This window comes from Paenibacillus sp. RC334 (assembly GCF_030034735.1).
GTDB classification, from domain to species: domain Bacteria; phylum Bacillota; class Bacilli; order Paenibacillales; family Paenibacillaceae; genus Paenibacillus; species Paenibacillus terrae_A.
Genome location: NZ_CP125370.1, coordinates 3,890,751 through 3,914,479 on the forward strand (window position 1 = coordinate 3,890,751; position 23,729 = coordinate 3,914,479).

The window sequence follows — 23,729 nt, forward strand, 5'->3', positions numbered from 1 at the left end:
TAAATGATTCAAGTTGATTTTTAAGAAATTCAAATTCGATTTTTATTCTCGATAGCTCATCTTCTAGCGGTTAAACACCCTAATTCAGGACAATACACCTCTTATTCGATATCAGATGTAGAATTTCGTTAATTTGCTTTGTTTCTCGCCGCCCTGCACCTGGTTTATCTTATACACAAGATGGTGAGCCAATCAGTGATGAGCAGATTTGTGAATGGATCATGGAGTTCTTAGCAGGCGAAGGCGCGAACTACGGCTATCGTAAACTGACCGTGCTTTTAAGCCGCCGCCATCAACTGAAAATTAACAAGAAGAAAGTTTACCGTCTATGCAAGCGGATGGATGTGCTTCGTCCACAGCGGAAACTCAAGATTAAATTCTCTGGCCCATCGCAATACCATCTTTGGATCAAGCTCATGTTGTCTTGCTATAGCGGTCATGTTGCCGATTTCCTTCCCCTTGGCAACCATCATCTTCTTGAAATTTAGATCATACTGTTTCTTCTTCATTTCGTTCCCCTCCGCCTCAATATTATTGTATCGGAGTAAGGGGTGTACTGTCCAAGTTCAAATAGGGGCTAAATAGACACCAAAAAAAGAGCGGGCTATCTTTTCGATAACCTGCTCTTTTTCTTGATTTTTAGCCTTGCGCCATACTTAATGACATTGGCTTAATGGCACGCCTTTTTATGCACCTATTGTCATTGAATAGTCCTTCATGTTGAACGAACAATCGTTAAGCATTATTACATGATACATATTTCGAGTGGTATCCGGCGAGTCTAGCGGCCATGATGCACCCGCGCAGAAGCACTAACTGAATCTCGGTCAGATCACCAGCACGCGTTTGGCTATGCGCGTGGCGGCTGTGACTTTGTTGTTACGCGCCGCTATTTGAACTTGACGAGATCCTGGAAGATCAGTTCAGCCCAGGTATTGCCCCTGGCCTGGACGAGCGAGCCGCCATCCTTGAGCGGTCCTAGCGCAATCGGCGCGAAACCGAGTTGTTCGGCCAGAACCGCGACCGGCGCCACCGCATTTTCGTCGTCGCTTGACAAAAACACGACGCGGCTGCCGCCATTCACGCTCGGATCAGCGGCCAGAACGGCAGCGGGCAGATGGTTAAAGCCCTTTACGAACCTGGCGCCGGTAAACGCTTTGGCGACAACTGCGGACGACGGCTGACCATCCAGGTCTTCAACGGGAGCATTTGTATTTGTCGCGTCGATGATCGTCTTGCCCTGCCAGGTTGTGATCTGCTTCGCGACTTCGCGATGTTCCCAAAACGGAACCGCCAGGAAGATCGTGTCGGACGCGATTGCATCCTGCAGCGTCCTAGGGACAACGGTGGGGCCGATCGCTCGTGCCTGCTGTATCAACGTCACGGGAGGGCGCCGGCTGGCGACGGTCACATCGATGTTCTTTCTTGCAAATGCTCGGGCGAGTGCTTGGCCTACCGCGCCAAAGCCAATAATCGAATAGCTCATGTTAACTCTCCATTCAGGGGACGTTTTGATCAACCACGGACCCATGTTAATTGGTAACCGGGCGTGAGGGACCGTTGCCCGCGATGCGCCACGCGAGACAATACCCGCTGGACAATCACCGAAATAAATCCCGCTTATTAATCAGGATTCCATACTTATCGACACAACTCGGATCATCTTCGTCAAGTTGACAGACCCCCCACACGCTTTTCGGCGTGATCTCAGATGGCCGATAAGCCGCCGTCGACAGACAAATCCACCCCATTCACGAAGCTCGAATCGTCTGAAGCAAGAAACAGCGCGGCCGTCGCAATTTCCTCAGGACGGCCCATCTTTCCCCGCGGGATCAGGGATTCGAACATCCGCTTCGTCTCCTCGTCGATAGCTTGGTCCTGCATCGGTGTGGCGATCGGCCCCGGGCTCAGCACGTTCACCCGGATATTCCTGCCCTTCAGTTCGTTGAGCCAAGTGCGTGCGAATGAGCGCAACGCCGCCTTGCTCGCCGCATACACGCCGAAACCAGGAAAACCTTTCACCGAAGTAACTGACCCGGTCATGATGATCGATCCGCCATCGTTGAACAGCGGCAACGCCTTCTGGACCGCAAACAGCGTTCCGCGCGTATTCAGGCCGAAGGTCGCATCGAAGTGCTGCTCGCTAATCTCGCCCAGTGGGCCGGCTTCGCCCGTGCCAGCGCTCGCGAATAGGACATCGATCTTGCCCTTTTCCCGCTTTACTGTATCGAACAGGCGGTCGAGGTCGTCGAGATTGGCCGAGTCGCCGCGCACGCCGGTCACGTTCCGGCCAATCAGCTTGACGGCCTCGTCGAGCGCCTCCTGCCTCCGGCCCGTGATGAAAACATAGGCGCCTTCTTCAACGAACCGCTTGGCGCTCGCCAGCGCCATGCCGCTCGATCCACCCGTGATGACTGCAACCTTACCTTCAAGTTTTCCCATGACTTCTTTCCCCTTTCGTGATGTCCGACAGTGTCTCGGTTCCCATTTGCACAAATGTGCTGTATCTTGTGGATCACTGATTCAGATACAGGTTCATCATATATGGATCAGTGATCCATTGTCAAGGCGATTTATGCGAGACTACGCCATAAAAAATTACATCCAATTTGATTATAGTTCCCTTTCGGAACATTAGCAATAATATTTGATAGAATGTTTCCAAAAGGAACATTTATAATGTAATATATTAATAGGGGTGATTTAGGTGGCTACATTCGCCGAGAGATTTAAAATGCTTCGTGAAGAGCGAGGATGGACGCAGGAGCAAGCTGCAGAACGATTGAAAATATCTAGATCTACCATAGCTGGATACGAGTCTGACAAAAAAGGCAGAACACCAAGGAAGGAAACGATCGATAAGATTGCCACTCTTTTTGGGGTTTCTATAGACTTTTTATTAGGTCGCATTAACGAAGAATACAGCGGCCAGTACTCAGATTCTAGAAAATATTTCCGAGCGAGCGCTGTCACGGGCGAAGCCGGCCCACTGGGCGAGATTACCGAGCAGCCATTGTCAAGGCGATTTATGCGAGCCGACGCCAGAAAAAATTACAGCCATCTACTTGCAGTCGCGCGTGACGTCGTCACCGAGCATGGTGCCGACGCGTCCATGCGAGATATCGCCCGCCGGGCCGACGTCGGGTTGGCCACACTGCTTCGCCATTTCCCGACGCGAGAAGCCTTGTTCGAAGCGTTGCTGCGTATGAATGTGGACGCACTGATGCAGCAGGCAGCCGAACTCGAAACGTCGAATCCACCTGACGAAGCGCTGGTGTCCTGGTTTCGCGAAGGGGTGGCATTCGTTCATAGCTATAGCGGCGTTTGCGCCTTGTTGGCGAGCGCCCACGCGGACCCGGACTCCGCGCTTCACGCTTCAAGCTCAGCGGTGCGGTCAGCGGGCGCGCGACTACTGCTCCGCGCTCAGGCCGAGGGAACTGCGCGCGCCGATATGGATGGGGTCGACCTGTTCGCCCTGATGTCGGCGCTCGGCTGGCTCGTCGGCCAGCCCGGATTCGCGCCACGGGGGGATCATCTCTTTCACGTTATTACGAGCGCCATCCTGATAAATCGGCCTAGCAACGGTGTCAAGAAGGCAACGTGTTGAATCAGATTTGCCGACGCATACTTTCCTACCAGGGAAGCCCCGGGGATTCGAACCAGACGGCGGAAAGCTGACTGGAGCCGACACTCGAAGGTCATTACCGCACTCGATCGATTGGCCGCTCCTGGCCGACACCGGAAGCTCGCCTTCACATCGGGGGCGAAAGTCGGCTCAGCATGTCGCCTAGGCTAAACTGTTGCGTAACAGTTACACTGGATTACATTTCTGTCGGAAACTTGCGAAGCCCGCCCATAGCCGCTGTCGGACCCGGACGGGACATTGGCGCGCGCGACACAAGGCGCGGGATTGCGTTGTGACGGAGCCTCACCTAACGTACAGCAAGCGAGAGCGCTCCGATTCTGCATAGATAGCTCGCGCCAGCATTTGTGCCCTGCCGACTTCAGGAGAAAATGATGCGTGGCCTGGTGATGGGAATCGCTATCATCTCAGCGAGCTGGCCGTTTATAAAGGCTCTCGCTCAGGATGACTCGGACATGCCTAAGGAGAGATGGGGAAAGACGGAAGACGGTCACAGCCGAATCACCGCGCGGCAGAGAAACTCAGAAATCGGACTTCGCGACAATTGTGGCCCCTCCTGGTTTCGCCATCGCTATGGACAGGCTGGACAGGACAATACACCTCTTATTCGATATCAGATGTAGAATTTCGTTAATTTGCTTTGTTTTTCGCCCGAATTGACGTTCTTCTCCACACTTCGGGGGAGACCCGCAATCAAAAGTCAGGCTCGGTTAGATTTCGATAAAGTTCTAAATTGCCCTTCTCTAGGGCATCGCGTTGCTCTTTAAGGTGTTGAATCTCTTCACGCAGACGTTCGATGGTTGCTTCCATCTCGTCGATTCCGTCTTGTAGTTGTTGGCTGTACTCGTTCATGCGTGTTGCTCCTTTCTTTACTTATAGCGGCTTAAGATTAAACCTTAATCTGCTTTGGCTTCACAGTGCCTTGTTTCACCGCTTCCATATATTCATACGGGGACAAATCGTAAATGCTGCCGTGGATGCGGATACGATTATAATCTTGTATAAACTGACTTACGACTTCATAGGCCTGTGGATATGTTTCAAACTCATGCCGCTGATAGCACTCCGCCTCTATGATCGAATGATACGATTCGATATGCGCGTTTTTATTCGGCGTTTTTGGCGGGATGCGCTCGTGAATCATGACAAACTCGTTACAAGCTTCCTCAAACAGGTTGCTAATAAATTGCGGACCGTTGTCCGAACGAATGACAGGCTTTTCTGCCTTGTCAAAGAGCTGACGTTTCATCAGTGCTTCCTGCATGATCTGAACGAGATGCTTCGCTTCGCACGTCAATCCAATGTGATAAGTAACTACGGCGCGATCAAACACATCTAAGATGCTCATAAGGAAGAAGAACCGTTGCTCGCCTTGGACCCATCCATACTTAATGTCAGTCTCCCACAGTTGATTAGAGGCCGTTATGACGCGATTGTTGGCAAGTCGCTTGGGATGCTTAATCTTGAGTTTCCGCTGTGGACGAAGCACATCCATCCGCTTGCATAGACGGTAAACTTTCTTCTTGTTAATTTTCAGTTGATGGCGGCGGCTTAAAAGCACGGTCAGTTTACGATAGCCGTAGTTCGCGCCTTCGCCTGCTAAGAACTCCATGATCCATTCACAAATCTGCTCATCACTGATTGGCTCACCATCTTGTGTATAAGATAAACCAGGTGCAGGGCGACCGGCCCTGTGGATTGTTTCTTGGGCTTGCTCTGGCCTATTCACGTATGCATAATACGTTGAGCGTTCTACCTCTAGCACACGCAGTACAAAGCTGATGCTATGCCCTCGTGTAATATACTTCTGGGCGATTTCTATTTTATCCGCAAGTACGGGTTCGTTTTTTTAGTAGGTCTTTGAGAATATCCCTCTCTAAGGCTTGCTCTGCAAAGAGCTTCTTAAGTTTCTCATTCTCTTTCACAAGCTCTGCATAATCTTCTGAAGTCGGTACAAATTTCGCTTGCTTTACACTAGAACCATCCAGTGTATCTAGATCCTTACGATTTAATTCTCTGGCCCATCGCAATACCATCTTTGGATCAAGCTCATGTTGTCTTGATATAGCGGTCATGTTGCCGATTTCCTTCCCCTTGGCAACCACCATCTTCTTGAAATTTAGATCATACTGTTTCTTCTTCATTTCGTTCCCCTCCGCCTCAATATTATTGTATCGGAGTAAGGGGTGTACTGTCCAAGTTCAAATAGGGGCTAAATAGCTAGCATTTCATTGTTTTTCATTTGGTTCTCAATTTGTTCTACATAGACCTTTTCTAGTTTCTCAAGTCTTTCTCTAAAATCCTCAGCTTCGATTTTAGAAAAGTACTTATCTTCAAGAGAATTATAGGTTCTTTCTATATCCTGAAATCTTTGATCAACATCTTCTTTAAATTGTTCAAATTGTCTTATTATTGGTCCTGTCAACAATTCTTCTTTTAAGTTATATAGCCAGTTTTTTATTTCTGAGAAAAGCTCTTTCTTATCACTTGCAGTTTCTTCTTCTAATAATTTTATATTTCCAGGCACCTTTGCTGTCTCAAAATCGTCTTCTAGTGATATTGAAAAATAGTAGTTTTCATCAAATGAATAAATAATAGTTATTGTTCCAAATTGAGTGTCTGTTTCTTCTTCCTGTTCAACTTTAAAATCACCAATGCTAAAAAAATCTGTTTCAAGTTGAGTGTATATTTCCTTTAAAAATGATTTGGTGATTGACAAATTATTTCCTCCTAATTGGTTTTTCTAAAAAAAATATATATAACTTCTAGTTTATTTTCAATATTTTGATGCAACAATGTCATATAACGTTCCTGTATTCATGAACCCCACAGGGGTTGTCTGCTGAAATCCCTCTCCGAAATCCTTCCCCGCAGACCAAGCTCCGTCAGGAGCGCAGCTTGAATATTATGTTCTATGCCGTTACCCGCATCCTGAATAATCTTGAACTTACTTCCACAATTTCTCTTCAATTAAATAATCCATCTCTTTAAAATATTCGATTATTCTTTCGGGTTCCTGTTTGAATCTATTTGAGTAATGAACCCCTATCCCATTTGAATCTGTATAATCAAAACTTAGATATTTAAATCCACCTCTTGGCCCGACATACTTTATGATGTTCCTTGCTGATTTATATTCTTCTAGCCTTTTCTTCTTTTCATCTTCCATTTTCTCTAAATATTTTGGATCTACTATTTCAAGTGAAGACCAAAGAACATCCAATTTACCCAATCCAGGAAAATGCACTCCAGTAAAATTATCATTTGATCTTGACCACATTCCATAATTTCCGATTGTATAACCTTCAGTTCCAGCTATAAGTCCTTTAAGATATTGAGTAAGATCAACTTTTAACTTTACTTGGATTCTCTCATACATCATGAACCCTCCACTCAAATAAATAATTGGTAATGTCATATAACGTTTTCCCTATTCACGAACCTCGTCAGAGGTTGTCTGCCAGAGGCAGACCAAGGAACGAAGTAACCCCGCTTGAATAGGATGTTATCGGATTTCGCTTCTTCTTCGGTTAAATAAACCTCCTAAGGTCTTATAATGACTTCTACTTCCATATCATCGTTTTCCCTCTTTAAATCTGCTTCTATACCTCTTGGATTTGCTATTCTACCTTCTGGATCATAGACAAAGCAAACTAAATACTGGCAGCTAGGATGAGCTTTGTACTTGTGGATATCAATAATTAATTGCTCTCCTAACTCCTTAGATTTAAGCCCCTTTCTGGTTTTCTTTATTTCAATCACTGCTTGTTCTGGCTTTAACAAAAAGTCTACTCTTGAACTACTTCCAGCATAGCTAGGCGTCCATTCTTCCGCTCGAATGTCATCAAAATATATGGCTAACAATGCATGAAATAAATCTTGAACATCATATTCATCTTCGATGGTTAATGAGTCTCTATTTGCATGTCTAGACCTAAGTTGTCTTGAAACATTATGAAATCTATCACATATCCTTTTAACATTTGTAATCCAACTGTCTTCTAGAGAGTAATTTCTATTTTTTTCTATCCCATAATCATTAATTTCTTGTATAAACGAATCTAGAATAGCAGAGGCTTCTTTGAGTCCATTACGATACCTAGTTTCAAATTGTTGATCAGGAGTGGTGCGATTAAAAACAGATAGATTAAATCTAATTCCTAAGAAATCTTTTAAATGACGTGTATCCTCGCCAAAAATTTTGGTTATCACTACTTGGGTGTCTCTGTACCATTTCTTAAACTCGGGTGAAAACCTTGCTACACTTTGTAATTGATTTATACTGTTTTTTTGTCTTTCTAGTTGTTCAGCAGCTTTCTCTTGATTCATAATAAGTCCTTTCTATTCAGCATTTAAGCAATTTCCGATAACGTTCCTGTATTCATGAACCCCGAAGAGTTGTCTGCTGAAATGCCTCTCCGAAATCCATCTCGCAGACCAAGGCTCCGAAGGAGCCGTGCTTGAATTTATGTTATAGGATGTCAGTGCCTTCCCGAATTAGCTCACCATATTTCAAAAATCTATCTTATGAATTTTATAATGGTTATATATTTCATCATCTATTTCTATCTCTCCGACAAACTTAAAATTACTTTTTTGAATAACTCTATTCGATGCATCATTCTCTAGTAATGCAATTGCATTTAATTCTTTGATCTCCGTGTTATCAAATAAATACTGAATTATTCCCTGAACTGCTTGAGTCGTATATCCTTTACTTCTATGTTCTTTTGAAATACCATACATGATTTCTCTGTTTGGTGCTGGAAGATCGTCTTTTATTCCTGAACAACACCAGCCAATAAATTCCCCGGTTTCTTTAAGTACGATCCCTAGCCTCAGTCTAAGATCACCAACATCCAGTCCTTCTTCGACAAGTTTAAGAAATTGATTGTTTTCTGGTATTTCATAGTTCTTCAACCAGTCTAGTCTGACTTCTTTTTCAACATTCCAACCTGGTAAGAACCCATAAATCTCCGGTTGCCATGTAAGTTCATGTAATTGATTTAAATCTTCTAATTGATATTCGCGAAGGATAATGTCTTTACATTCTATTGACAGGCTGTACGGGTTCTTTTCAGAGTGCATATAAATTCTCCTTTGTTTGTATTGATATTACGATGATTCGCACTGATTTCCTATAACGTTCCTGTATCCACGACGTCCCACCGACTTAAGGACCCCCCAGGGTCCGGCCGCAATGCGGTTAGTCGGTGCGGATGTGTCCGCCTGATTCTACTTCCCTGCCATTCCCCTTCGGGCGGAACAAGGAGCCGCAAGGCTTCGAAGCATGGATATAATGTTATAGGAAGTAGAAGCCATCATTGAATTACTCTCATGATTTTAAAACCGGTTTGTTATATTCAGAAATCCCTTTGAAATTAGGTTGTTCATTTATATACTTATTCGTGTAAAATATATTTCATATAAATAATGGGCCCTTTTTATAGGATGGAGATGAAGCATGTTGGGAACTTTTAATATTATTGTGACTTTGTTTGTAACGATAATAGGAAGTATCGTAGTTCCGATACTTATTGCAATTAAGCAAAAGAAGGATAGAGAAAAACTACATTTGAATGTTAGGTTAGCGATAAGTACATTGGGAGCAGGAAAAGAACATCAGTACCAGTATGCAGTAGTAAATACTTCTCAAAGAGTAACCTATATTACCGAAATATACATTGAAAAATACGAATTTGATCAGTTTATCTCTCGAATAAGACATATCTCACAAGTTGTTGGGCCTAATGGAGACGCTCTTAACCGAAATGTTTTACCTAATACGTCTTCAGTAGGGTGGCTACCTGAAGAGGAAGATTACAATAATCCTAATATTTATATTCGTTTAGCCGTTTATACACAAGATTTAGAAGTATTTAAGTCTGATTTTTTTGATTCAAAAACAAATGAACAAATTACTGAATCTGAGATGAAGAAAATTAAAAAGAAATTCAATAGATAAACGATCCGTTTCGGGTCTGTCAATAATTTTGTGTAAACTCTTTTAAGCATAGATTCCCCTGAGGGGGAAAACGCGAATCTAACGCAAGTGTTGACCGACCCGATCGGGGAAAAAGACCGAAAGCTGGAGTAGCATTTCCCCCCAGTTTTGGACACGGCCTATCCATTTTCGAGTGACATCGACGGTGGCCAGATAGAGCATTTTAAGTAGGGCTTCATCGGTAGGGAAAATGCTCTTTCCCTTCGTCACTTTACGAAGCTGACGGTGGTAACTCTCGATCATATTGGTGGTGTAGATGAGTTTGCGGATCTCAGGTGGGTACTTGAAAAAGGTAGCAAGTTCGTCCCAATGGGTCCGCCAAGAACGGATAATCAGGGGATATTGGGCTCCCCAAACTTCCTCGAAACGGTCGAGTTCAAGTAAGGCACTTTCCTCGGTAGCTGCCTTGTAAATGGGCTTTAAGTCGGCTGTTACTTTCTTAATGTCCTTGTATGACACGTAACGGGTGGAGCTGCGGATTTGGTGAATAATACACTTCTGAATTTCGGTTTGGGGATAACAGGCTGCAATCGCCTGAGAGAATCCAGACAGGTTATCCACACAGATAATGAGGATGTCTTGAACCCCGCGATTCTTAAACTCATTCAGTACGCTTAGCCAGAACTTGGAGGACTCATTCTCACCAATCCACATGCCCAGCACATCCTTGTTTCCGTCCAGATCGATGCCAATGACCATGTAGGCGGCCTTGTTGATAATGGCCCCATCTTGCTTGACTTTAAAGTGGATCGCATCCAGATAGACGATCGCATAGACGCCTTGCAGAGGTCGATTCTGCCATTCTTTAATGAGAGGCACAATCTTGTTCGTGACATGGGAAATGAGCGTAGGGGAGACTTCAATGCTATACATCTGTCCCAGATGATCCTGGATTTCCCTAGTGCTAATCCCTTTGGCATACAGGGCGATGATTTGCTCTTCGATACCCGTTACATTCGATGGATGCTTCTTAACGACCAGGGGCTCAAACTCACCCAGGCGGTCCCGAGGAATGGCGATGTCCTGTTCGCCGTACTCACTGACTACCGTTTTACGGCTCTTTCCATTGCGACTGTTTGGAGTGAGTTTCGCCTTCACTTCATGCTTTCCATAGCCCAAGTGGGTATCCATTTCAGCTTCCAGCATCTCCTGAATCGTCTCTGCAAATAGATCCTTTAACGCATGCTGTGCATCTTGCGCGGTTACCAGATTGTTCTCTTTAATGAATTCCCGAAGTTGCTGTTTTGACCAAAGTCCCATGTGTTCTCCCCAACCTTTCTCTTACTTCCATTTTAATGGGTTTGAGAGTTTACACAATATATTTACAGACTCTCCGTTTCCAGATTTTCTTTTGAATTGTATTTTTGAATCGGATCTTTGCTTCTATTTCCTATAACGTTTCTGTATTCACGAACCCCAAAGGGGTTGTCAGCTGTAATGCCTCTTCGCAATCCATCCCGCAGACCAAGGCTCCATAAGGAGCCGCAGCTTGAATATTATGTTATGTGACGTCGGCATCTTCTACGAGTTACTTACGCTTATTCTTTGATTTCTTTGCCATTTTTTTAAACTCTTCATACTTCTCTTTCGATGCTTTAATTTTACTTTCTACTACATATGGGGCATCAGTTGCTAAGTTAGGTAGCTTTTCATTCATGTAACTGTATAACAGTCTTTTCTCATTATCGGTTGGGATTATTGGAGCAACAGGTATAGATAACGGTCTATCATTTTCTTCTTCGAATATACTAGGTATACCAAAAGAAAAAAAATTATGAAAAGCTCTCTTCCTATCTGCCTCTATCTCTTCATAGTTACCATTGGAATTCAAATGAAATCTATCAAATCCAACCATGAGCAATTGGTGTGGTTTCCTATCTTTATTTTTGTAATATAAGATCACCTCAAGTACATCCTCATTTGCCAGTTGAGGTACAGACTTATATTTGTGATCCTTGGGTCGAGCAATCTTTACAATCCTATCTCCACTAGACAAAAATAAATATCTACTTCTAATCATCCATGCCACTCTTTCTATCTTTTATTTGTGCTGATTTCACATAACGTTTCTGTATTCATGAACCCCAAAGGGGTTGTCTGCTGAAATCCCTCTCCATATCATCCCGCAGACCTAGGCTCCCTAAGAGCCGCTGCTTGAATATTATGTTATATGATGGAAATGCTTCTTCGAGATTGCTTACTAACCTGTCCTTATTCACTTCAATTATATATTTTAGCTTTGATTCATCTTTTCTCATGTGTTATCATATTCTTAAAGAAAGACCAAGTGCGGTCAACACTTGGTCAGTACAATTGGCTTGGATGGTCTATTCCCTTCTAAGTCTCAGGTAATAAAAACCCACCTTTGGCGTTCAACCTTTGGGTGGGTTTTTTACTTTCTCTTGTTGTTATTGATATATGTTAAAAGTGCAAGAATGAATGTTCCAAATAATAACATCAGAGTCATCGCATCTTTTACTTCCATGGTCTCACCTCCTTTCGAAGGGAAACCATGCCCACCCAAGATTCAATTGTATCTATATTTTACCTGTATTCACATCTGCGCACAAGCGTTCTTATCTACTTTCTTGCATTTTTCCTTAATTCTATTTGTTGTCCATCATTTCTATCATATAACGTCTTATTTACGAACTTCCGAAAGAATGCTCTCTTCGTCATATTCACGAACTTCGTGAATCCTGCACTTTGCTCCTTATTCCCGCACTTTCTGCGTTTCAATCCTCCAGCCCGTCCATCCGATCCAACGGACTTTGAATCCGCCCAATGTCCCGCCTGCTCACATGTGTATACCGCTCCGTCGTTCGCACACTCTGATGCCCTAGCAGTTCCTGAATATAGCGAAGATCAATCCCATTCTCCAGCAAGTGGGTCGCAAAGGAATGCCTTAGCGAATGGATACTCACCTGTTTGCGAATGTCCGCTTCAGCCAGCGCTTTTTCAAACACTTTCTGCGCTGAACGTTCCGTCAGGTGGCGGCCTTCCCTCTGCCCTGGAAACAGCCAGTCTTCTGGCCGCTCCACCTCTATGTACTGCTCGACCACCGCAAAAGCCGCTTCGGAGAGCAGCGTTTGCCGATCCTTCCTGCCCTTTCCCTGACGGACTTTCAGCACTTTCCGTTCATGGTCGCAGTCTTCAGGACGCAACCTCACCACTTCGCTTACCCGCAGCCCGGATGTATACGTCAGGTACAGAATAGCCTTATGCTTTGGATTTTTCACTACTTTCAACAGACGCATGACCTCATTCAGGGACAGCACATCCGGTAGTTTACTCTCCTTTTTCGGACGAACATAGGCGGAGGATTTGGGCTGCTTTAGCACATGGAGAAAATAAAATTTCAACGCACTGATCGCTTGGTTAACATAAGCGTGCGAAAGACCTTTTTCGAGCAGCACCAGCGCATATTTTTGCACCACCGCATCATTTATGCTTGCTTCGGTCCCTTGCAATCCGGCAAAAAAGCGTTCCGTTTGCGATATGTATGCTTTTATCGTCTTGCTGCTGTACCCCCTTGCTACCAATGCATCGCGCAATTCTTGCCGCTGATCCGGATTCCATTCACCTCGTTCCGAAGAAGAGGGAACCGCATTAGCCAGCGTGTCCCGTCGATCCAGCCATTCCCGGATGTACGGTAGTTCTTTATTCAAGCGCTCGTCGTACTGGAACTTACAAATCCGATACGCTTCCAACAGGCTTTCTACAGCCGAGATACTGTACGGAATCGCCCAGATTTTTTCGTCTGGAACCCATTTCCTGCCTGGTATGGATCGAATCCCTTCCCGCTCCTTGACTCCGTATCGCTCCAAGCGTACGCTGATCGTTTTTTCATCCCGATAAAGTAGGTTTATCTTCATCTCACTTGCCTCCTTAGTATATCAGCCGTTCAAAAAATTGGAAATCTAATTTTGCACAAAAAAAGGGACTTAAGATGGATATTCATCTCAAGTCCCTGATTCTTTCAGAGTAAATTATTGATCCATTAAGTCCAATTTACATTATCATAAAATGTCTTACCTTTATTTGTCCAGTTCCTCCGTCACATCATCCCATAGCACTGCCGCCACCTTCTCCAACAGATACTCCAGCTTCAGGTTCAGTAGCTATCCAATTGGAACTCGCTCTACTCCCCACATAAACAAAAGATGAGCCTGATTATTTGTTTCTCATTTGTTAATACAATAAGGATAAGCCGTTAAAAAGCGCATTTTGTCGCCATTTTTTTCAGATAGACCGCTTGTATTACAATCATATATAAAGAACAACGAATTATATTTGCCATCTATTTTACTCAAATCATGTAATAGTGGAGATAAAAAAGAATCAACAAAGGAAACATCTTTTATACCATTATCTGCCCCATCCATCAGAAAGACTCCTTCAGCAAAATCTTCGTCAAAATCATCTATTTCATGGTCATTTAAAAAATCGCTAAAAACATCCTCATTCTCATCTTCCGGGTATTTAATCTCAACATATTCAAATAACTCATCATCAGAGGCAAAGTGACCGTACCAGACGGACACCATATTTTTTTCAAAGCAATTCATATCTCACCCCGCTAAATTTCAGTTTATACGTTTAATCTATCTGTATCCCGCACCAGCCACCATGCCCTCTACCCCACAACAGCTGTTGAAGGTAAAAAGCCCGCGCTGATCGCGGGCTTTGCTGAATATTTAGTCAAAATCATGCCTAATAGACTTGTTACTCGACCTTAAACTGTTTTAATTCGTCTTGAAGCTTATTGGACAATTGGTTTAATTGTTTGGATAGTTCAGCAACCTGCTCGATGCTATCCAATTGTTCCTGCGTGCTGGCGCTAACCTCTTCGGTTGAAGCGGAATTCTCCTCCGTGGTGGAAGAGATTATTTCCAGCGCCTGCAAAATCTCATCTTTGTGCTTGTGGACTTTGGAGGTGTTGTTGCTAATCTGGATCATTCGCAATTTCAAATCTTCCAAATCCTTGTTAATGCTAAAGAATACTTGCTTGGTGTTCTTCACCGATCTGGCATTTTCTTCTGCAATTTTCAGGCCGTGAGCCGTATGCTCAACCGATACGCTGGTTTTTTCTTCAATCACACGTACCTTCTTGTAGATTTCCTGTGTCGCCAGTGCCGTCTGCTCAGCCAGCTTGCGAACCTCCCCGGCAACAACGGCAAAGCCTTTGCCCTGTTCTCCTGCACGTGCAGCTTCAATGGAAGCATTGAGTGCCAGCAGGTTGGTCTGCGTTGCAATTTGGTTGACCGTATCCACGATGCTCGAAATCTCATGACGGCTCAGATCAATATCCTGAATAATAGACGACATCGCTTGTGTGGAATTGTGATTTTCTTCAGCCCATCTGGATAACTGATCTACTACAGCAAGCCCCTGTCCGCTTTGCTCAGCAGAGATTTGCACCATCGTTTCGATGGCTTTGGCATCATTGGCAATTTCGTCAATTTGGCCGGATAATGCTCCGGTTTTTTGTAAAATGTTATCCGTTTCGATGGACTGGTAGTTCGTCGCATTGGCAATTTCATTGATTGCTGTTGCAGTATCGTTCATCGTGACCGCGGTTCTGGAAGATATGGATTGCAGATCGTGAGAAGACTGATTCAAGACTTGAGCTGAGCCACCCACCATTTGGAGCATGCCTTGAATTTTTTGAACCATGGTGTAAACTCCTTGAGAAATTTGCCCGATTTCGTTGTTGGAATGCGTATCAAACTGAACGGTTAAATCTCCATCTTCAATCAGCTTGATTTTTGCGAGCAACTTCGGTATCGATCTCAACAGATAACGGAGCGTTATATAACAAATCACAACCAGCAGGATGGTGGCTGCGGCAAAACCGCCAATGGTAAGCCAAGTAAAGGCTTTTAATTCTGTGAGCACCTCTTGCTCAGAAATGGTTAAGCCTACGGACCACCCGGTATCTTTACTGGTTGCATACCCGATATAACGACGTTCTCCATTGTCATTAATCAGCTGTACTCCGGACTCGCCGGCAATCATTTTCTTTCCGATCTCCCCAAGATCACCTGTGCTTTCGTTAATCTTTTCTTTCAACACTTTAGTCTGATCGGGGTGATACAAAATATCACCTGTTTTGGATGCAAGAATCGAATAACCAGTGCTTCCAAGCGAATAGCTTTGCATAAGGGCAGGGATATCTTTGAAGGCAATATCAGCTGCTGCAAATCCAATTAATTGGTTACTGTTATCTTTGATCGGATAGAAAATACCCATGAGCACACTACCCGTAGCGACGTCAATATAGGGATCCGAGTAGTATAAACCGTTTGCTTCAACAGCTGGCTTGAAGAACGGACGTTTTTGGATATCGTAATCCGGTTTGGAAGCAGCACCATCATTCTGAAGAAAGAAGCCTTTGCCAGATATTCCTGCAATCCAGGCGTCGGCAAAAGATGGCTCTGCCTTTACAATGGCTGCCAGAGTTGCTTCTGTTTCCGCAGCATATGGAGAAGTTTTCACCATTTCTGACGATTGGGTTGTTTCTATGTATTGCTGAAAAAGGTTGTTCGTTGACATTTGTTTGACAAGCGATCCCTTTTCCTTAAACAACGCATCGAATTGACTGACGATGGCCTGCGTCTTCGTCTGGAGCATGGCCTCTTGCTGCTTGATAAGTATGCTTTGCGTGCTTGCAAACATGAACGTCCCCAAGGTTGCAAAGACGACAACGATAATGACTAACAACACAATGGCTAATGTGTTCGCAATGCTGGATGATCTGAATACGCGCTTTTTAATATTTTGTGACATGCTGCCATCCCCCCGAGGAGTATTGAGCGAAAAGCTCTTAGATAATATGTCGGAAGTTTGCAGTTGTTTTAATAGGTTTTTAGTATACACAATTTAAAGTTTTGCTATCTTCGTCTTACTGCCACTGCTCCAGGCGCATCCACCTGTCCTAATCTATTGGCCATGAATGAAGCTGGGTTTAGTAATGTAAGGTGCTACCCAGGGAGCTGGAGCGACGGGTTTAGCTGGCGAGGAGTGAGTAAGAGGATACAGCGAAAAGCCCGCGGGAGACGCGGGCTTTTTGTGCTGCGGTTTTAGAGACTATGCCGATTCTAAACCGGACGGAATACTGGGACCTAGCTCATTTCGTAATCGCCGCAACAACCTGATCAACCAGCGCTTTCGATGAGATGGGACCGCCAAACGTCCATGTCTTGCTGTCCAATGCATAAATGCGTTTTTCTTTGACAAAATTCAGGCCGTTCCAGACCGAATTATTTTTCAGCGCTGCTCCGAAAACATCATCGTTCGGCTGCACAATATAGATGAAGTTGCTGTCCTGAACGGCAGACAACGCTTCAATGCCAACGGTTGAAAAACCATACTGTTCAAGCTTGTCCGGCTTCCAATCGTTAATCAGCCCGCTCTTCGCCAGTGTCCCGGCGACCACCGAGTTATCCGAAAACATGCGCAGGCTGGCCGCATTTTGATAAGTGAACGCCTGTGTCAGAATGTAGTGGAAATCCGCTTTACCAGCAGCGGCGAGCTTTTCTTTGGCTTCCGCATAATGCTGATCCAACTCCTTCAGCACCTGCTTCGCTTTGTCTTCTTTTCCAAGAGCGACCGCGATGTTGTTGAAAATCTCTACCATTTTGTCATGATCGTAGCCGTTACCGCTATTCAGACTATATTCGACTGTCGGTGCAATGGCTCTAAGTTGATCATAGATAGCTTCATTTCCATCAGCATTGGAAATGATCAGATCCGGCTTCAATGCAGCAATCGCCTCCAGATTGGGCTCGTTGCGTGTTCCCACATCGGTCACGCTGCTGTCCAGAGCCGCCTCTGGAGTCACATATTGCTTGTATCCAGCATTATCCGCATTACCAACGGGCTGAACACCCAGCGCAATCATATCCTCCGTAAATGTCCATTCCAGCACAACAACACGTTGTGCTGGCCGGTCGAGTGTGACCTCGCCACGATTATGCTTTACTTTCACAGGTCCCGCTGCTTCGGCTGGTGTGCTGCCGGAAGTTGACGCCTGACTTGTATCCGATACATTGCCTGCCGCTCCGCAGCCTGCCAGAACAAGCGCAAAAACCAGCAACACTAAAATCCCGCTCAAACCCTTCTTCATAGAACATATTCTCCTCGTGTATGTACATTTTATAGATAATGATAATCATTATCATTTTTTTGAATTATGACGGAGAAATACAATTTTGTCAATGATAAAAGACAGTGTCGAATGGTCAACGGAAACACTGACATGCTTTGCTTTCCGGTTCAGCGCAACGCTGACCCAGGCACTCCTACCACGGGGTAGTTGGTGCCTGGTGTCGTTATATTTTCCGAATGTTAAGAGCTTTGTAAGCATTCCCAGTCCCTTTCCTGCACACAGGAATCCGGATATAGATTTGAATTTATTGCGTTAACCCAATTGCATCGTGGTAATACAGGTATCGTCGTTTTCAAACGTGGAGATTTTGGATTTTGCAATTTTCCCCTCATGCTCCACCGTAACGCTATAGGTTTTGTCACGCGGCAGCCATAGATCAATAAATCCATTGGGCTGGGATTTTATTGAGGTTTTATTCATGACTGAATTTCCATCAGAATCGTGAATCGTTACACTGAACTCTTCATCCTTCATTTCACCTTGACAACCGGTCAGGCTATGGGTTGCACAAGGGTGAGTCTGTTCCATATATGGGGCTATCGAAAGGAAAAACTCGTTATCAGGCAAAACGTAGGCCTTTGTTGTGGTACCATCCTCTGTTATGCTCAACTGACTGGAAGTGATGGAAGCGGACTGGGCCGTTGCCTTTCTTGTACTGAAATCATGCACCAATTGCTTGATATTTGACGCTCCTTGGTTATCTGCTTCTTCTCGCTGGGCATTCCCTGCAATCAGGTATGTCCCTATGGCAACCGCAACTAACCCCGTAGCTATCAAGGTTATTTTTTTCATCTTGAGTTCATCTCCTTGTCCCTTTTTTTACTATTATAAACGAGTGCACATCAGGATGGCAGGATGAACTCTTTATGTCACCATATGCTCACATTCATCTCTGGTACAGGCCGAAAATTAAGCAACAGGCGGTTTTCACTCCATTTTTTATAGAAAATCCTGCACTTCACATAGCCACACCATGTGATCTCCATCCTTGCCCCAATAATCCTTCGCAATGGTGTAGGGTGCGCCAAATTTCCGTAGCCATTTGGTCTGGGCTATTTTGAAGCCGCTATCCAGGCAAAAATGCGTAACTTCCATTTCCTTCAGCCTGGTCATCAAAGCCCGAATTAGCGTCGAGCCTACTCCTTGTCCTTGGTAACCGGGCAGCACATATAAACTTCCCAATGTCCCCACATGTCCGAGTTCATCGTTGGTACATTTCCTGATAGTTTCTCCGCAAGGGCCATAAGAGATCGTTCCAACGACGTTATGGTTATGTTTGGCCATCAGGAAGAACAAGTCTGAATTCAAAGCTGACAAAGATGTACGCAGCAACCGCTTTTTGTGCTCAATCTCCTGCTGCATGTCGTCGATTAAGGCTTCCAGACCCTCCTGTTCAAATGCCGCAGATATGGAACTTTCAAAAACAATATCCGCCGCCTCCAGATCCGAAGGAACAGCGAGTTGAATGCTGAACTGTTTTTTCATGATGTCAAAACTCCTGGTCATTAGTCTTTTTTTTGCATTTGGCCTGATGTAGTGTCGCAACAAATGTCACTTAATGCCTCTTCCCAACCAAGGATTTAACGTCGTTGACGTTCTTTCCTTCACTTTTCAATCACCTCGAAAACAGAACTAAAAGATTCTCCATACTCTGTTATCTTATAACACACCTTTGGCGGTATTTCAGGATATACTGTTCGTTTGCAAAGCTTGCTTGATCGATAAAAAATCTGATTTCAAGCAATGCAGCTAATACTTTCATAAAGAATCCCGGCCTTTTCTTACACAATGCCTTAAAGTATGTAATCTCGCCCGGATTTCTTTCTTTTGAGTACAAAATAGGAATAATTCATTAGTATCAAATGGGAAATTAACTGTTCTGTTGGAGATTGATACTCATTCACACAGTCGAGAAGAACCTGGAAAATCCTATTTTTATCAGAGCTATAGGTCCTCATAAATATCTTTGCATCTACGAAGGCTTATTGAAATCATCGTATTGAAAATCATATAAATCATGACTGCCCATAATAAAATTGACTAATTGGCCTTGTAAGCATTTAATCTTTTCCAGTGCTGCTTGTACATCCATGTCCATCTTACTTTTGTGAATATGTTCATGCAAAACATCAATAAGCATGTGCAAATCACATTTTTGTGAGTTTTCCATTTTGAACATCATTTTATTATTTTCAATCGTTAGACGTTCATAGATATCATCACCTAAACCCAATTCAAATAAAAGATGATGAAGAAAAAACACCCTGTCTTGGGCAATCTCAAATCCATAGGATTCATCTCTAAGATGCGAAACTTGATGTTGATAATAAGATATCGAAAACATTAAAAGCTAATGATAGCAATCTAATCAGACGCTCAGCGTCAGCTTCGTTTAGAAAATCACGGTCTATTGGCACGAATGATGGCCCATTAAATAAATCATGCCAGCGCACCAACGAAATATCATCTTTATCGATCAGGATAGGAATAAAAAAATATTCATGATTTAAATCAGAAATGCGTTCGTTGAAATAAGCTCTTAGTTGATAGTCGTACATTTTAGAAAATGACATTTTTCCTCCTTGCATAGGTAAGGCTTTTTCCTAAAGTTACATGTCGCCATCCCTTCTTTAAATAATCTATCCATTTCAACCTATATTGTAATATTAATCTGGCTGGATCAACAAGACTGCATAATGAATTAATCGTACTGCTTAAATATAGAAACATGTGCTCTTTATTTCTGTATTATGGTATCTTAGAAACGGATAATATGTAGGGGGTTCTGAAAAAAGGCGTATTTAAGTCTCCTGCAAGCAGAGAGGAATGAACACACATGCAACAATTAAGCGGAGCTCTGGCCCGTTTTGTACAACAACAAAACTTGTATAATGAAGCCTACGGGCTGTTCTCTTTTTTGCTGCGCCGGAGCATCTATATCGACAACAGCTAGGCTATCGCTGGATTGGAGCTGGCGAGCTTGTCCAGGAATCCTCCTCGTGGCCGCCCCATCATGTCGTAATCGCCACTTATAATGACGATCCACTTATTGTCGATACTGGGGCAGCCCATTCCCCTGTATATGCTGCGTATGAAGGTGGCGCGCCACAGCAGGTTGCCGACTTTTTGGCTGACTTCTTTACGGCTCTTTCCATCCTGATTGAAGCTGCCCGTACCTTTAAGGGAGAATTAAAAGACGAAGACACATACGAAACCAAAAATGAATTTATCGAGCACGTAGAACCATTGTTGCATCATTTGCTGGGCGAAAATCAAACCACGTATTTATTGCAGGATTTTGCAAAATCCTCATTTGAATACCTATCCCTGTGTTAATAAAATCCTTTTGTACAAGAGAGGTGGGCCTTATATGATTTATATTGCATTGCTGCGGGGCATTAATGTGGGTGGCAACAACAAGATTAATATGAAAAAGCTCAAGGAAACGTTTGAAAAGGCAGGCATGAGCCATGTGACGACTTACATCAACTCCGGAAACATCATTTTTTCCAGTAAAGTTCAATCCAACGAGGAGCTGTCGCTCCAACTGGAGCAGGCGATTCTGGAGGATTTTAGCCTGCCTATCCGGGTCATCGTTCGCAACATGGCGGAAATCCGGGCGATTGTGAAGGCATTGCCGGAGGAATGGTCTAATGATACACAGATGAAAAGTGATGTATTTTTTCTGTGGGATGAAATTAACGATATCTCCGTTCTGGAGAAGCTTCCTTTGAAGCCGGGAATAGGCAATATAATGTATACGCCTGGGGCCATTCTGTTTTCTGTCAGCAGAGAATATATCACAAAAAGCGGGATGACGAAACTGGCCGGCTCCAGTCTGTATCAGCATATGACGGTGCGAAATGTGAACACGACCCGGCAGATTTATAAGCTGATGCAAGCAGCTGAGCAGGAAGAGTTACGTGCATTAGACTCCTGATTGGAAGCCTCCTTCCTAAGCATTTTGTTTTCGTTTAGTAGACAAATCCGAGAGCAACCGTAGAGGATAAAATCAAAAAGGGAGCCTACTTGCGGCTCCCCAACTGCATTTCTTGGATGTATTGTTCCCACTAGACTCTGCCTATCGAACTGGTGAAGTCAACCCTTCATATGGAATACCACTCACCAGACTAGCTTCGTCAAATAGTAAAACCTTCGACCAGTTTATTCAATCGGGTAGCGCTTTCCTTCACCTGATCAGACTGTTGTGCCACTTCAAGAGACTTTTCCGTCGATGAAACCATGTTCTCAGCAATGTGCTGAGTAGATACGGCAGACTGTTCGCTGGCTGTTGCAATCTCGTGGATAGCTCTCACCATGGTTTGGATCGTTGCATTCACCTGCTTAGATGTGGCGTTCAAATCATTAACTGTATTCGTATGCTCAACTACATCATTGTAATATTGTTCTGCCGTATCCTCAAGCAGCTGATAATCCTTGCCCACCTTGGCATGCAGGAAATCCAGTAATTCCTCGGCATTGGTCGTCAGATTGGCTACAGATTGTACAACCTCTTGAGTAACATTCTGAATTTGATCTACCGCCTGCTTGGACCCATCTGCCAACTTGCGAATCTCGTTAGCCACAACTGCAAACCCCCGACCTGACTCACCGGCTCGAGCCGCTTCAATAGATGCATTTAAAGCCAGCAAATTGGTTTGGGCCGTAATTTCCAGAATGGACTGGGAAAGTATACGAATTTGGTCTACCGCCTTGGCTTGTTCCAGCGCTTCCGTCATCTTTTCACTGGCCTTCCGGTAAATCTCTTTGGACGCTTTATTGGACTCACTCGCTTCATACTTCAACGCTTCGGCCTTTAGGCTTGTATCATAGGCAGACTGCGCTTTTTCTTGAGTTTTGTGCGAAATGTACTCTGCCGCCCGCTGCATTTCATCGGCAGAATGATTCATGTTTTCTGTATATGCCGAAGTCTCCTCCATCGCTGCTGATAGCTGTTCGACTGTAGCCGATACGTCTCTAATCCGCTCATTGAGATCGGTCATATTATGATTCGTCTGATCACTTAGCTGATTAATTTGGCGAGATTCATTGATAACTCCCGTAATAACCATTGAGGTTGCATCTGTCATTTGTTGAATGGCACGTGCAATGACAGCGATTTCGTTATTTCCCTTGAGCAGGGTCGGATCAAGTGCTGCCGTTAAATTGCCTTGGGTAATCTCTTCACAGTATTTCGTAATGGTGCTCATCCGAGAACGGATATTCCGAATGGCCGAAAAGGAGATCATACTAAGGACAGCCAGCACTAGAGCCAGAATCACGATCAAAACAATTGTGCGCATTTTTATCTCATTTTGCGTATTTTGATATAAGTTGGCCGATTGTTCATTGTTGTAATCAGAAATATCGGTCAGTATCTTAACAATTGCCGTACTGGATGTATTAATCCGGCCTCTCTCTTCCTTGTCATATGTTCCGGTATTTTTTTTGATTGCCATGATCTGCTCAATATTCTGATAATATGTGTCTATGCTGCTTCTTAGTTCCTCGTACAATTTCTGTTCCTTCGGGTCCAGATTCTTTTGCGAAAATTTACTTAACCCTGATGCAACGCTGTCTTTTCCCTTCTGTACCTGCTTATATTGTTTATCTGTGTACTCCTCATTATCGAGTACTTTGGTGTAGTTGGCCCGCATGTTATAAAAATCACTTTTCACTTCCAGAATATTCGTTTGGTGTTGAAAGCGATCCATATACAAAATACCTTGTCCCTCTTTAGCTTGATACATGCCGAGAACCCCTACCAACGATACAATGAGCAAACCCACCAAGCTGATCATGATCATGGAGACCATCGTTGTCGTTACCTTTAAATCTCTAAATCCTTTTACTTTTTTAGTGCTGTCTGATAGTTTTGTTCTCATCAAAACCCCTCCAGTCGTCTATGTATA

Annotated in this window: 27 protein-coding genes and 1 pseudogene; 6 read left to right on the plus strand and 22 right to left on the minus strand. The window is 44.0% G+C overall.

Going from position 1 to position 23,729, the window contains the following annotated elements:
* Window positions 1–149: 149 nt before the first annotated feature.
* Window positions 150–371 (plus strand): annotated as a pseudogene (locus tag QMK20_RS17890) (helix-turn-helix domain-containing protein); the annotation flags it as partial.
* On the opposite strand, the gene QMK20_RS17895 reads toward QMK20_RS17890, so the two are convergent.
* From QMK20_RS17895 to QMK20_RS17905, 3 genes are all read right to left on the minus strand, one after another.
* The gene (locus tag QMK20_RS17895) at window positions 327–509 is read right to left on the minus strand and encodes a hypothetical protein (RefSeq protein WP_283652673.1); all 183 of its coding nucleotides are present in this window, start codon (window positions 507–509) and stop codon (window positions 327–329) included. The pseudogene QMK20_RS17890 and the gene QMK20_RS17895 sit on opposite strands and share 45 nt — an antisense overlap.
* 380 nt (window positions 510–889) lie before the next feature.
* Window positions 890–1,486: an NADPH-dependent F420 reductase gene (locus QMK20_RS17900; protein WP_283652674.1), complete on the minus strand. Its 597-nt coding sequence runs from the start codon at window positions 1,484–1,486 to the stop codon at window positions 890–892.
* 221 nt (window positions 1,487–1,707) lie between these two features.
* Window positions 1,708–2,442 (minus strand): SDR family NAD(P)-dependent oxidoreductase, encoded by a 735-nt coding sequence (locus QMK20_RS17905; protein ID WP_014279382.1) that lies wholly within the window; start codon window positions 2,440–2,442, stop codon window positions 1,708–1,710.
* A 265-nt stretch (window positions 2,443–2,707) separates the two neighbouring features.
* Here QMK20_RS17905 and QMK20_RS17910 point away from each other — a divergent pair, with 265 nt between their 5' ends.
* Together QMK20_RS17910 and QMK20_RS17915 are read left to right on the plus strand one after the other, a co-directional pair.
* On the plus strand, window positions 2,708–3,607 hold the full coding sequence (locus tag QMK20_RS17910; protein ID WP_283652675.1) for an SbtR family transcriptional regulator: 900 nt from the start codon (window positions 2,708–2,710) through the stop codon (window positions 3,605–3,607).
* Between the two features lie 491 nt (window positions 3,608–4,098).
* Window positions 4,099–4,266 (plus strand): hypothetical protein, encoded by a 168-nt coding sequence (locus tag QMK20_RS17915; protein ID WP_283652676.1) that lies wholly within the window; start codon window positions 4,099–4,101, stop codon window positions 4,264–4,266.
* A 70-nt stretch (window positions 4,267–4,336) separates the two neighbouring features.
* Here QMK20_RS17915 and QMK20_RS17920 read toward each other — a convergent pair whose 3' ends face one another.
* The 7 genes from QMK20_RS17920 to QMK20_RS17950 all read right to left on the minus strand — a co-directional run bounded on the left by QMK20_RS17920 (window position 4,337) and on the right by QMK20_RS17950 (window position 8,731).
* Window positions 4,337–4,495, minus strand: a complete 159-nt coding sequence (locus QMK20_RS17920) for a hypothetical protein (protein WP_014279385.1) — start codon at window positions 4,493–4,495, stop codon at window positions 4,337–4,339.
* A 37-nt stretch (window positions 4,496–4,532) separates the two neighbouring features.
* Window positions 4,533–5,465: an IS3 family transposase gene (locus tag QMK20_RS17925; protein ID WP_349361966.1), complete on the minus strand. Its 933-nt coding sequence runs from the start codon at window positions 5,463–5,465 to the stop codon at window positions 4,533–4,535.
* Between the two features lies 1 nt (window position 5,466).
* Window positions 5,467–5,787, minus strand: coding sequence for a hypothetical protein (locus QMK20_RS17930; RefSeq protein ID WP_283652677.1), 321 nt, complete (start codon window positions 5,785–5,787; stop codon window positions 5,467–5,469).
* Window positions 5,788–5,855: 68 nt separating this feature from the next.
* Complete coding sequence (locus tag QMK20_RS17935; RefSeq protein ID WP_283652678.1) at window positions 5,856–6,362, minus strand: hypothetical protein; 507 nt, start codon at window positions 6,360–6,362, stop codon at window positions 5,856–5,858.
* 228 nt (window positions 6,363–6,590) lie between these two features.
* Window positions 6,591–7,061 (minus strand): hypothetical protein, encoded by a 471-nt coding sequence (locus QMK20_RS17940; RefSeq protein ID WP_283652679.1) that lies wholly within the window; start codon window positions 7,059–7,061, stop codon window positions 6,591–6,593.
* A 125-nt stretch (window positions 7,062–7,186) separates the two neighbouring features.
* On the minus strand, window positions 7,187–7,972 hold the full coding sequence (locus tag QMK20_RS17945) for a PD-(D/E)XK nuclease domain-containing protein (RefSeq protein WP_283652680.1): 786 nt from the start codon (window positions 7,970–7,972) through the stop codon (window positions 7,187–7,189).
* A gap of 183 nt (window positions 7,973–8,155) precedes the next feature.
* The gene (locus tag QMK20_RS17950) at window positions 8,156–8,731 is read right to left on the minus strand and encodes a GNAT family N-acetyltransferase (protein WP_283652681.1); all 576 of its coding nucleotides are present in this window, start codon (window positions 8,729–8,731) and stop codon (window positions 8,156–8,158) included.
* 376 nt (window positions 8,732–9,107) lie between these two features.
* On the opposite strand from QMK20_RS17950, the gene QMK20_RS17955 reads away from it, so the two are divergent.
* Window positions 9,108–9,608: a hypothetical protein gene (locus QMK20_RS17955; protein WP_283652682.1), complete on the plus strand. Its 501-nt coding sequence runs from the start codon at window positions 9,108–9,110 to the stop codon at window positions 9,606–9,608.
* 78 nt (window positions 9,609–9,686) lie between these two features.
* Here QMK20_RS17955 and QMK20_RS17960 read toward each other — a convergent pair whose 3' ends face one another.
* The 11 genes from QMK20_RS17960 to QMK20_RS18005 all read right to left on the minus strand — a co-directional run bounded on the left by QMK20_RS17960 (window position 9,687) and on the right by QMK20_RS18005 (window position 20,390).
* On the minus strand, window positions 9,687–10,907 hold the full coding sequence (locus QMK20_RS17960; RefSeq protein WP_283652683.1) for an IS256 family transposase: 1,221 nt from the start codon (window positions 10,905–10,907) through the stop codon (window positions 9,687–9,689).
* Window positions 10,908–11,175: 268 nt separating this feature from the next.
* Window positions 11,176–11,667 carry a hypothetical protein gene (locus QMK20_RS17965; RefSeq protein WP_283652684.1) on the minus strand — a complete coding sequence of 164 codons (492 nt, stop codon included), beginning with the start codon at window positions 11,665–11,667 and terminating at the stop codon, window positions 11,176–11,178.
* A gap of 372 nt (window positions 11,668–12,039) precedes the next feature.
* Window positions 12,040–12,132 carry a competence inhibitor ComI gene (comI, locus tag QMK20_RS17970; protein ID WP_007431380.1) on the minus strand — a complete coding sequence of 31 codons (93 nt, stop codon included), beginning with the start codon at window positions 12,130–12,132 and terminating at the stop codon, window positions 12,040–12,042.
* A gap of 250 nt (window positions 12,133–12,382) precedes the next feature.
* Entirely contained in the window at window positions 12,383–13,522 is a 1,140-nt protein-coding gene (locus QMK20_RS17975) for a tyrosine-type recombinase/integrase (protein WP_283652685.1), read from the minus strand.
* 309 nt (window positions 13,523–13,831) lie between these two features.
* Complete coding sequence (locus QMK20_RS17980; protein WP_149093863.1) at window positions 13,832–14,215, minus strand: immunity 22 family protein; 384 nt, start codon at window positions 14,213–14,215, stop codon at window positions 13,832–13,834.
* 157 nt (window positions 14,216–14,372) lie between these two features.
* Window positions 14,373–16,436 carry a methyl-accepting chemotaxis protein gene (locus QMK20_RS17985; RefSeq protein WP_283652686.1) on the minus strand — a complete coding sequence of 688 codons (2,064 nt, stop codon included), beginning with the start codon at window positions 16,434–16,436 and terminating at the stop codon, window positions 14,373–14,375.
* Window positions 16,437–16,776: 340 nt separating this feature from the next.
* Entirely contained in the window at window positions 16,777–17,775 is a 999-nt protein-coding gene (locus QMK20_RS17990; protein WP_283652687.1) for an ABC transporter substrate-binding protein, read from the minus strand.
* Between the two features lie 294 nt (window positions 17,776–18,069).
* Entirely contained in the window at window positions 18,070–18,609 is a 540-nt protein-coding gene (locus QMK20_RS17995) for a CueP family metal-binding protein (RefSeq protein WP_283652688.1), read from the minus strand.
* Window positions 18,610–18,756: 147 nt separating this feature from the next.
* Window positions 18,757–19,302, minus strand: a complete 546-nt coding sequence (locus QMK20_RS18000) for a GNAT family N-acetyltransferase (protein ID WP_283652689.1) — start codon at window positions 19,300–19,302, stop codon at window positions 18,757–18,759.
* A gap of 119 nt (window positions 19,303–19,421) precedes the next feature.
* Window positions 19,422–19,487, minus strand: a complete 66-nt coding sequence (locus QMK20_RS27715; RefSeq protein WP_404580119.1) for a hypothetical protein — start codon at window positions 19,485–19,487, stop codon at window positions 19,422–19,424.
* A 630-nt stretch (window positions 19,488–20,117) separates the two neighbouring features.
* Window positions 20,118–20,390 (minus strand): hypothetical protein, encoded by a 273-nt coding sequence (locus tag QMK20_RS18005; RefSeq protein WP_283652690.1) that lies wholly within the window; start codon window positions 20,388–20,390, stop codon window positions 20,118–20,120.
* 553 nt (window positions 20,391–20,943) lie between these two features.
* Between QMK20_RS18005 and QMK20_RS18010 the strand changes: the two genes are divergently transcribed.
* A complete protein-coding gene (locus QMK20_RS18010) occupies window positions 20,944–21,153 on the plus strand; it encodes a hypothetical protein (protein WP_283652691.1) in 210 nt (69 codons plus the stop codon).
* A gap of 34 nt (window positions 21,154–21,187) precedes the next feature.
* Window positions 21,188–21,757, plus strand: a complete 570-nt coding sequence (locus tag QMK20_RS18015) for a DUF1697 domain-containing protein (protein ID WP_283652692.1) — start codon at window positions 21,188–21,190, stop codon at window positions 21,755–21,757.
* Between the two features lie 199 nt (window positions 21,758–21,956).
* Here the strand turns inward: QMK20_RS18015 and QMK20_RS18020 are convergent, their stop codons facing one another.
* Window positions 21,957–23,702: a methyl-accepting chemotaxis protein gene (locus QMK20_RS18020; protein ID WP_283652693.1), complete on the minus strand. Its 1,746-nt coding sequence runs from the start codon at window positions 23,700–23,702 to the stop codon at window positions 21,957–21,959.
* Between the last annotated feature and the right edge of the window lie 27 nt (window positions 23,703–23,729).

Excerpts from the sequence above, each read along its gene's own strand:
- QMK20_RS18020 (WP_283652693.1), bottom strand. The coding sequence starts at position 23,702 with ATGAGAACAAAACTATCAGACAGCACTAAAAAAGTAAAAGGATTTAGA.
- QMK20_RS17985 (WP_283652686.1), bottom strand. The coding sequence starts at position 16,436 with ATGTCACAAAATATTAAAAAGCGCGTATTCAGATCATCCAGCATTGCG.
- QMK20_RS17940 (WP_283652679.1), bottom strand. The coding sequence starts at position 7,061 with ATGACATTACCAATTATTTATTTGAGTGGAGGGTTCATGATGTATGAG.
- QMK20_RS17930 (WP_283652677.1), bottom strand. The coding sequence starts at position 5,787 with ATGAAGAAGAAACAGTATGATCTAAATTTCAAGAAGATGGTGGTTGCC.
- QMK20_RS17945 (WP_283652680.1), bottom strand. The coding sequence starts at position 7,972 with ATGAATCAAGAGAAAGCTGCTGAACAACTAGAAAGACAAAAAAACAGT.
- QMK20_RS17975 (WP_283652685.1), bottom strand. The coding sequence starts at position 13,522 with ATGAAGATAAACCTACTTTATCGGGATGAAAAAACGATCAGCGTACGC.
- QMK20_RS18000 (WP_283652689.1), bottom strand. The coding sequence starts at position 19,302 with ATGAAAAAACAGTTCAGCATTCAACTCGCTGTTCCTTCGGATCTGGAG.
- QMK20_RS17915 (WP_283652676.1), top strand. The coding sequence starts at position 4,099 with ATGCCTAAGGAGAGATGGGGAAAGACGGAAGACGGTCACAGCCGAATC.
- QMK20_RS17950 (WP_283652681.1), bottom strand. The coding sequence starts at position 8,731 with ATGCACTCTGAAAAGAACCCGTACAGCCTGTCAATAGAATGTAAAGAC.
- QMK20_RS17905 (WP_014279382.1), bottom strand. The coding sequence starts at position 2,442 with ATGGGAAAACTTGAAGGTAAGGTTGCAGTCATCACGGGTGGATCGAGC.
- comI (WP_007431380.1), bottom strand. The coding sequence starts at position 12,132 with ATGGAAGTAAAAGATGCGATGACTCTGATGTTATTATTTGGAACATTC.
- QMK20_RS17895 (WP_283652673.1), bottom strand. The coding sequence starts at position 509 with ATGAAGAAGAAACAGTATGATCTAAATTTCAAGAAGATGATGGTTGCC.
- QMK20_RS17920 (WP_014279385.1), bottom strand. The coding sequence starts at position 4,495 with ATGAACGAGTACAGCCAACAACTACAAGACGGAATCGACGAGATGGAA.
- QMK20_RS18015 (WP_283652692.1), top strand. The coding sequence starts at position 21,188 with ATGATTTATATTGCATTGCTGCGGGGCATTAATGTGGGTGGCAACAAC.
- QMK20_RS17995 (WP_283652688.1), bottom strand. The coding sequence starts at position 18,609 with ATGAAAAAAATAACCTTGATAGCTACGGGGTTAGTTGCGGTTGCCATA.
- QMK20_RS17900 (WP_283652674.1), bottom strand. The coding sequence starts at position 1,486 with ATGAGCTATTCGATTATTGGCTTTGGCGCGGTAGGCCAAGCACTCGCC.
- QMK20_RS17980 (WP_149093863.1), bottom strand. The coding sequence starts at position 14,215 with ATGAATTGCTTTGAAAAAAATATGGTGTCCGTCTGGTACGGTCACTTT.
- QMK20_RS17965 (WP_283652684.1), bottom strand. The coding sequence starts at position 11,667 with ATGATTAGAAGTAGATATTTATTTTTGTCTAGTGGAGATAGGATTGTA.
- QMK20_RS17955 (WP_283652682.1), top strand. The coding sequence starts at position 9,108 with ATGTTGGGAACTTTTAATATTATTGTGACTTTGTTTGTAACGATAATA.
- QMK20_RS17960 (WP_283652683.1), bottom strand. The coding sequence starts at position 10,907 with ATGGGACTTTGGTCAAAACAGCAACTTCGGGAATTCATTAAAGAGAAC.
- QMK20_RS18005 (WP_283652690.1), bottom strand. The coding sequence starts at position 20,390 with ATGTCATTTTCTAAAATGTACGACTATCAACTAAGAGCTTATTTCAAC.
- QMK20_RS17990 (WP_283652687.1), bottom strand. The coding sequence starts at position 17,775 with ATGAAGAAGGGTTTGAGCGGGATTTTAGTGTTGCTGGTTTTTGCGCTT.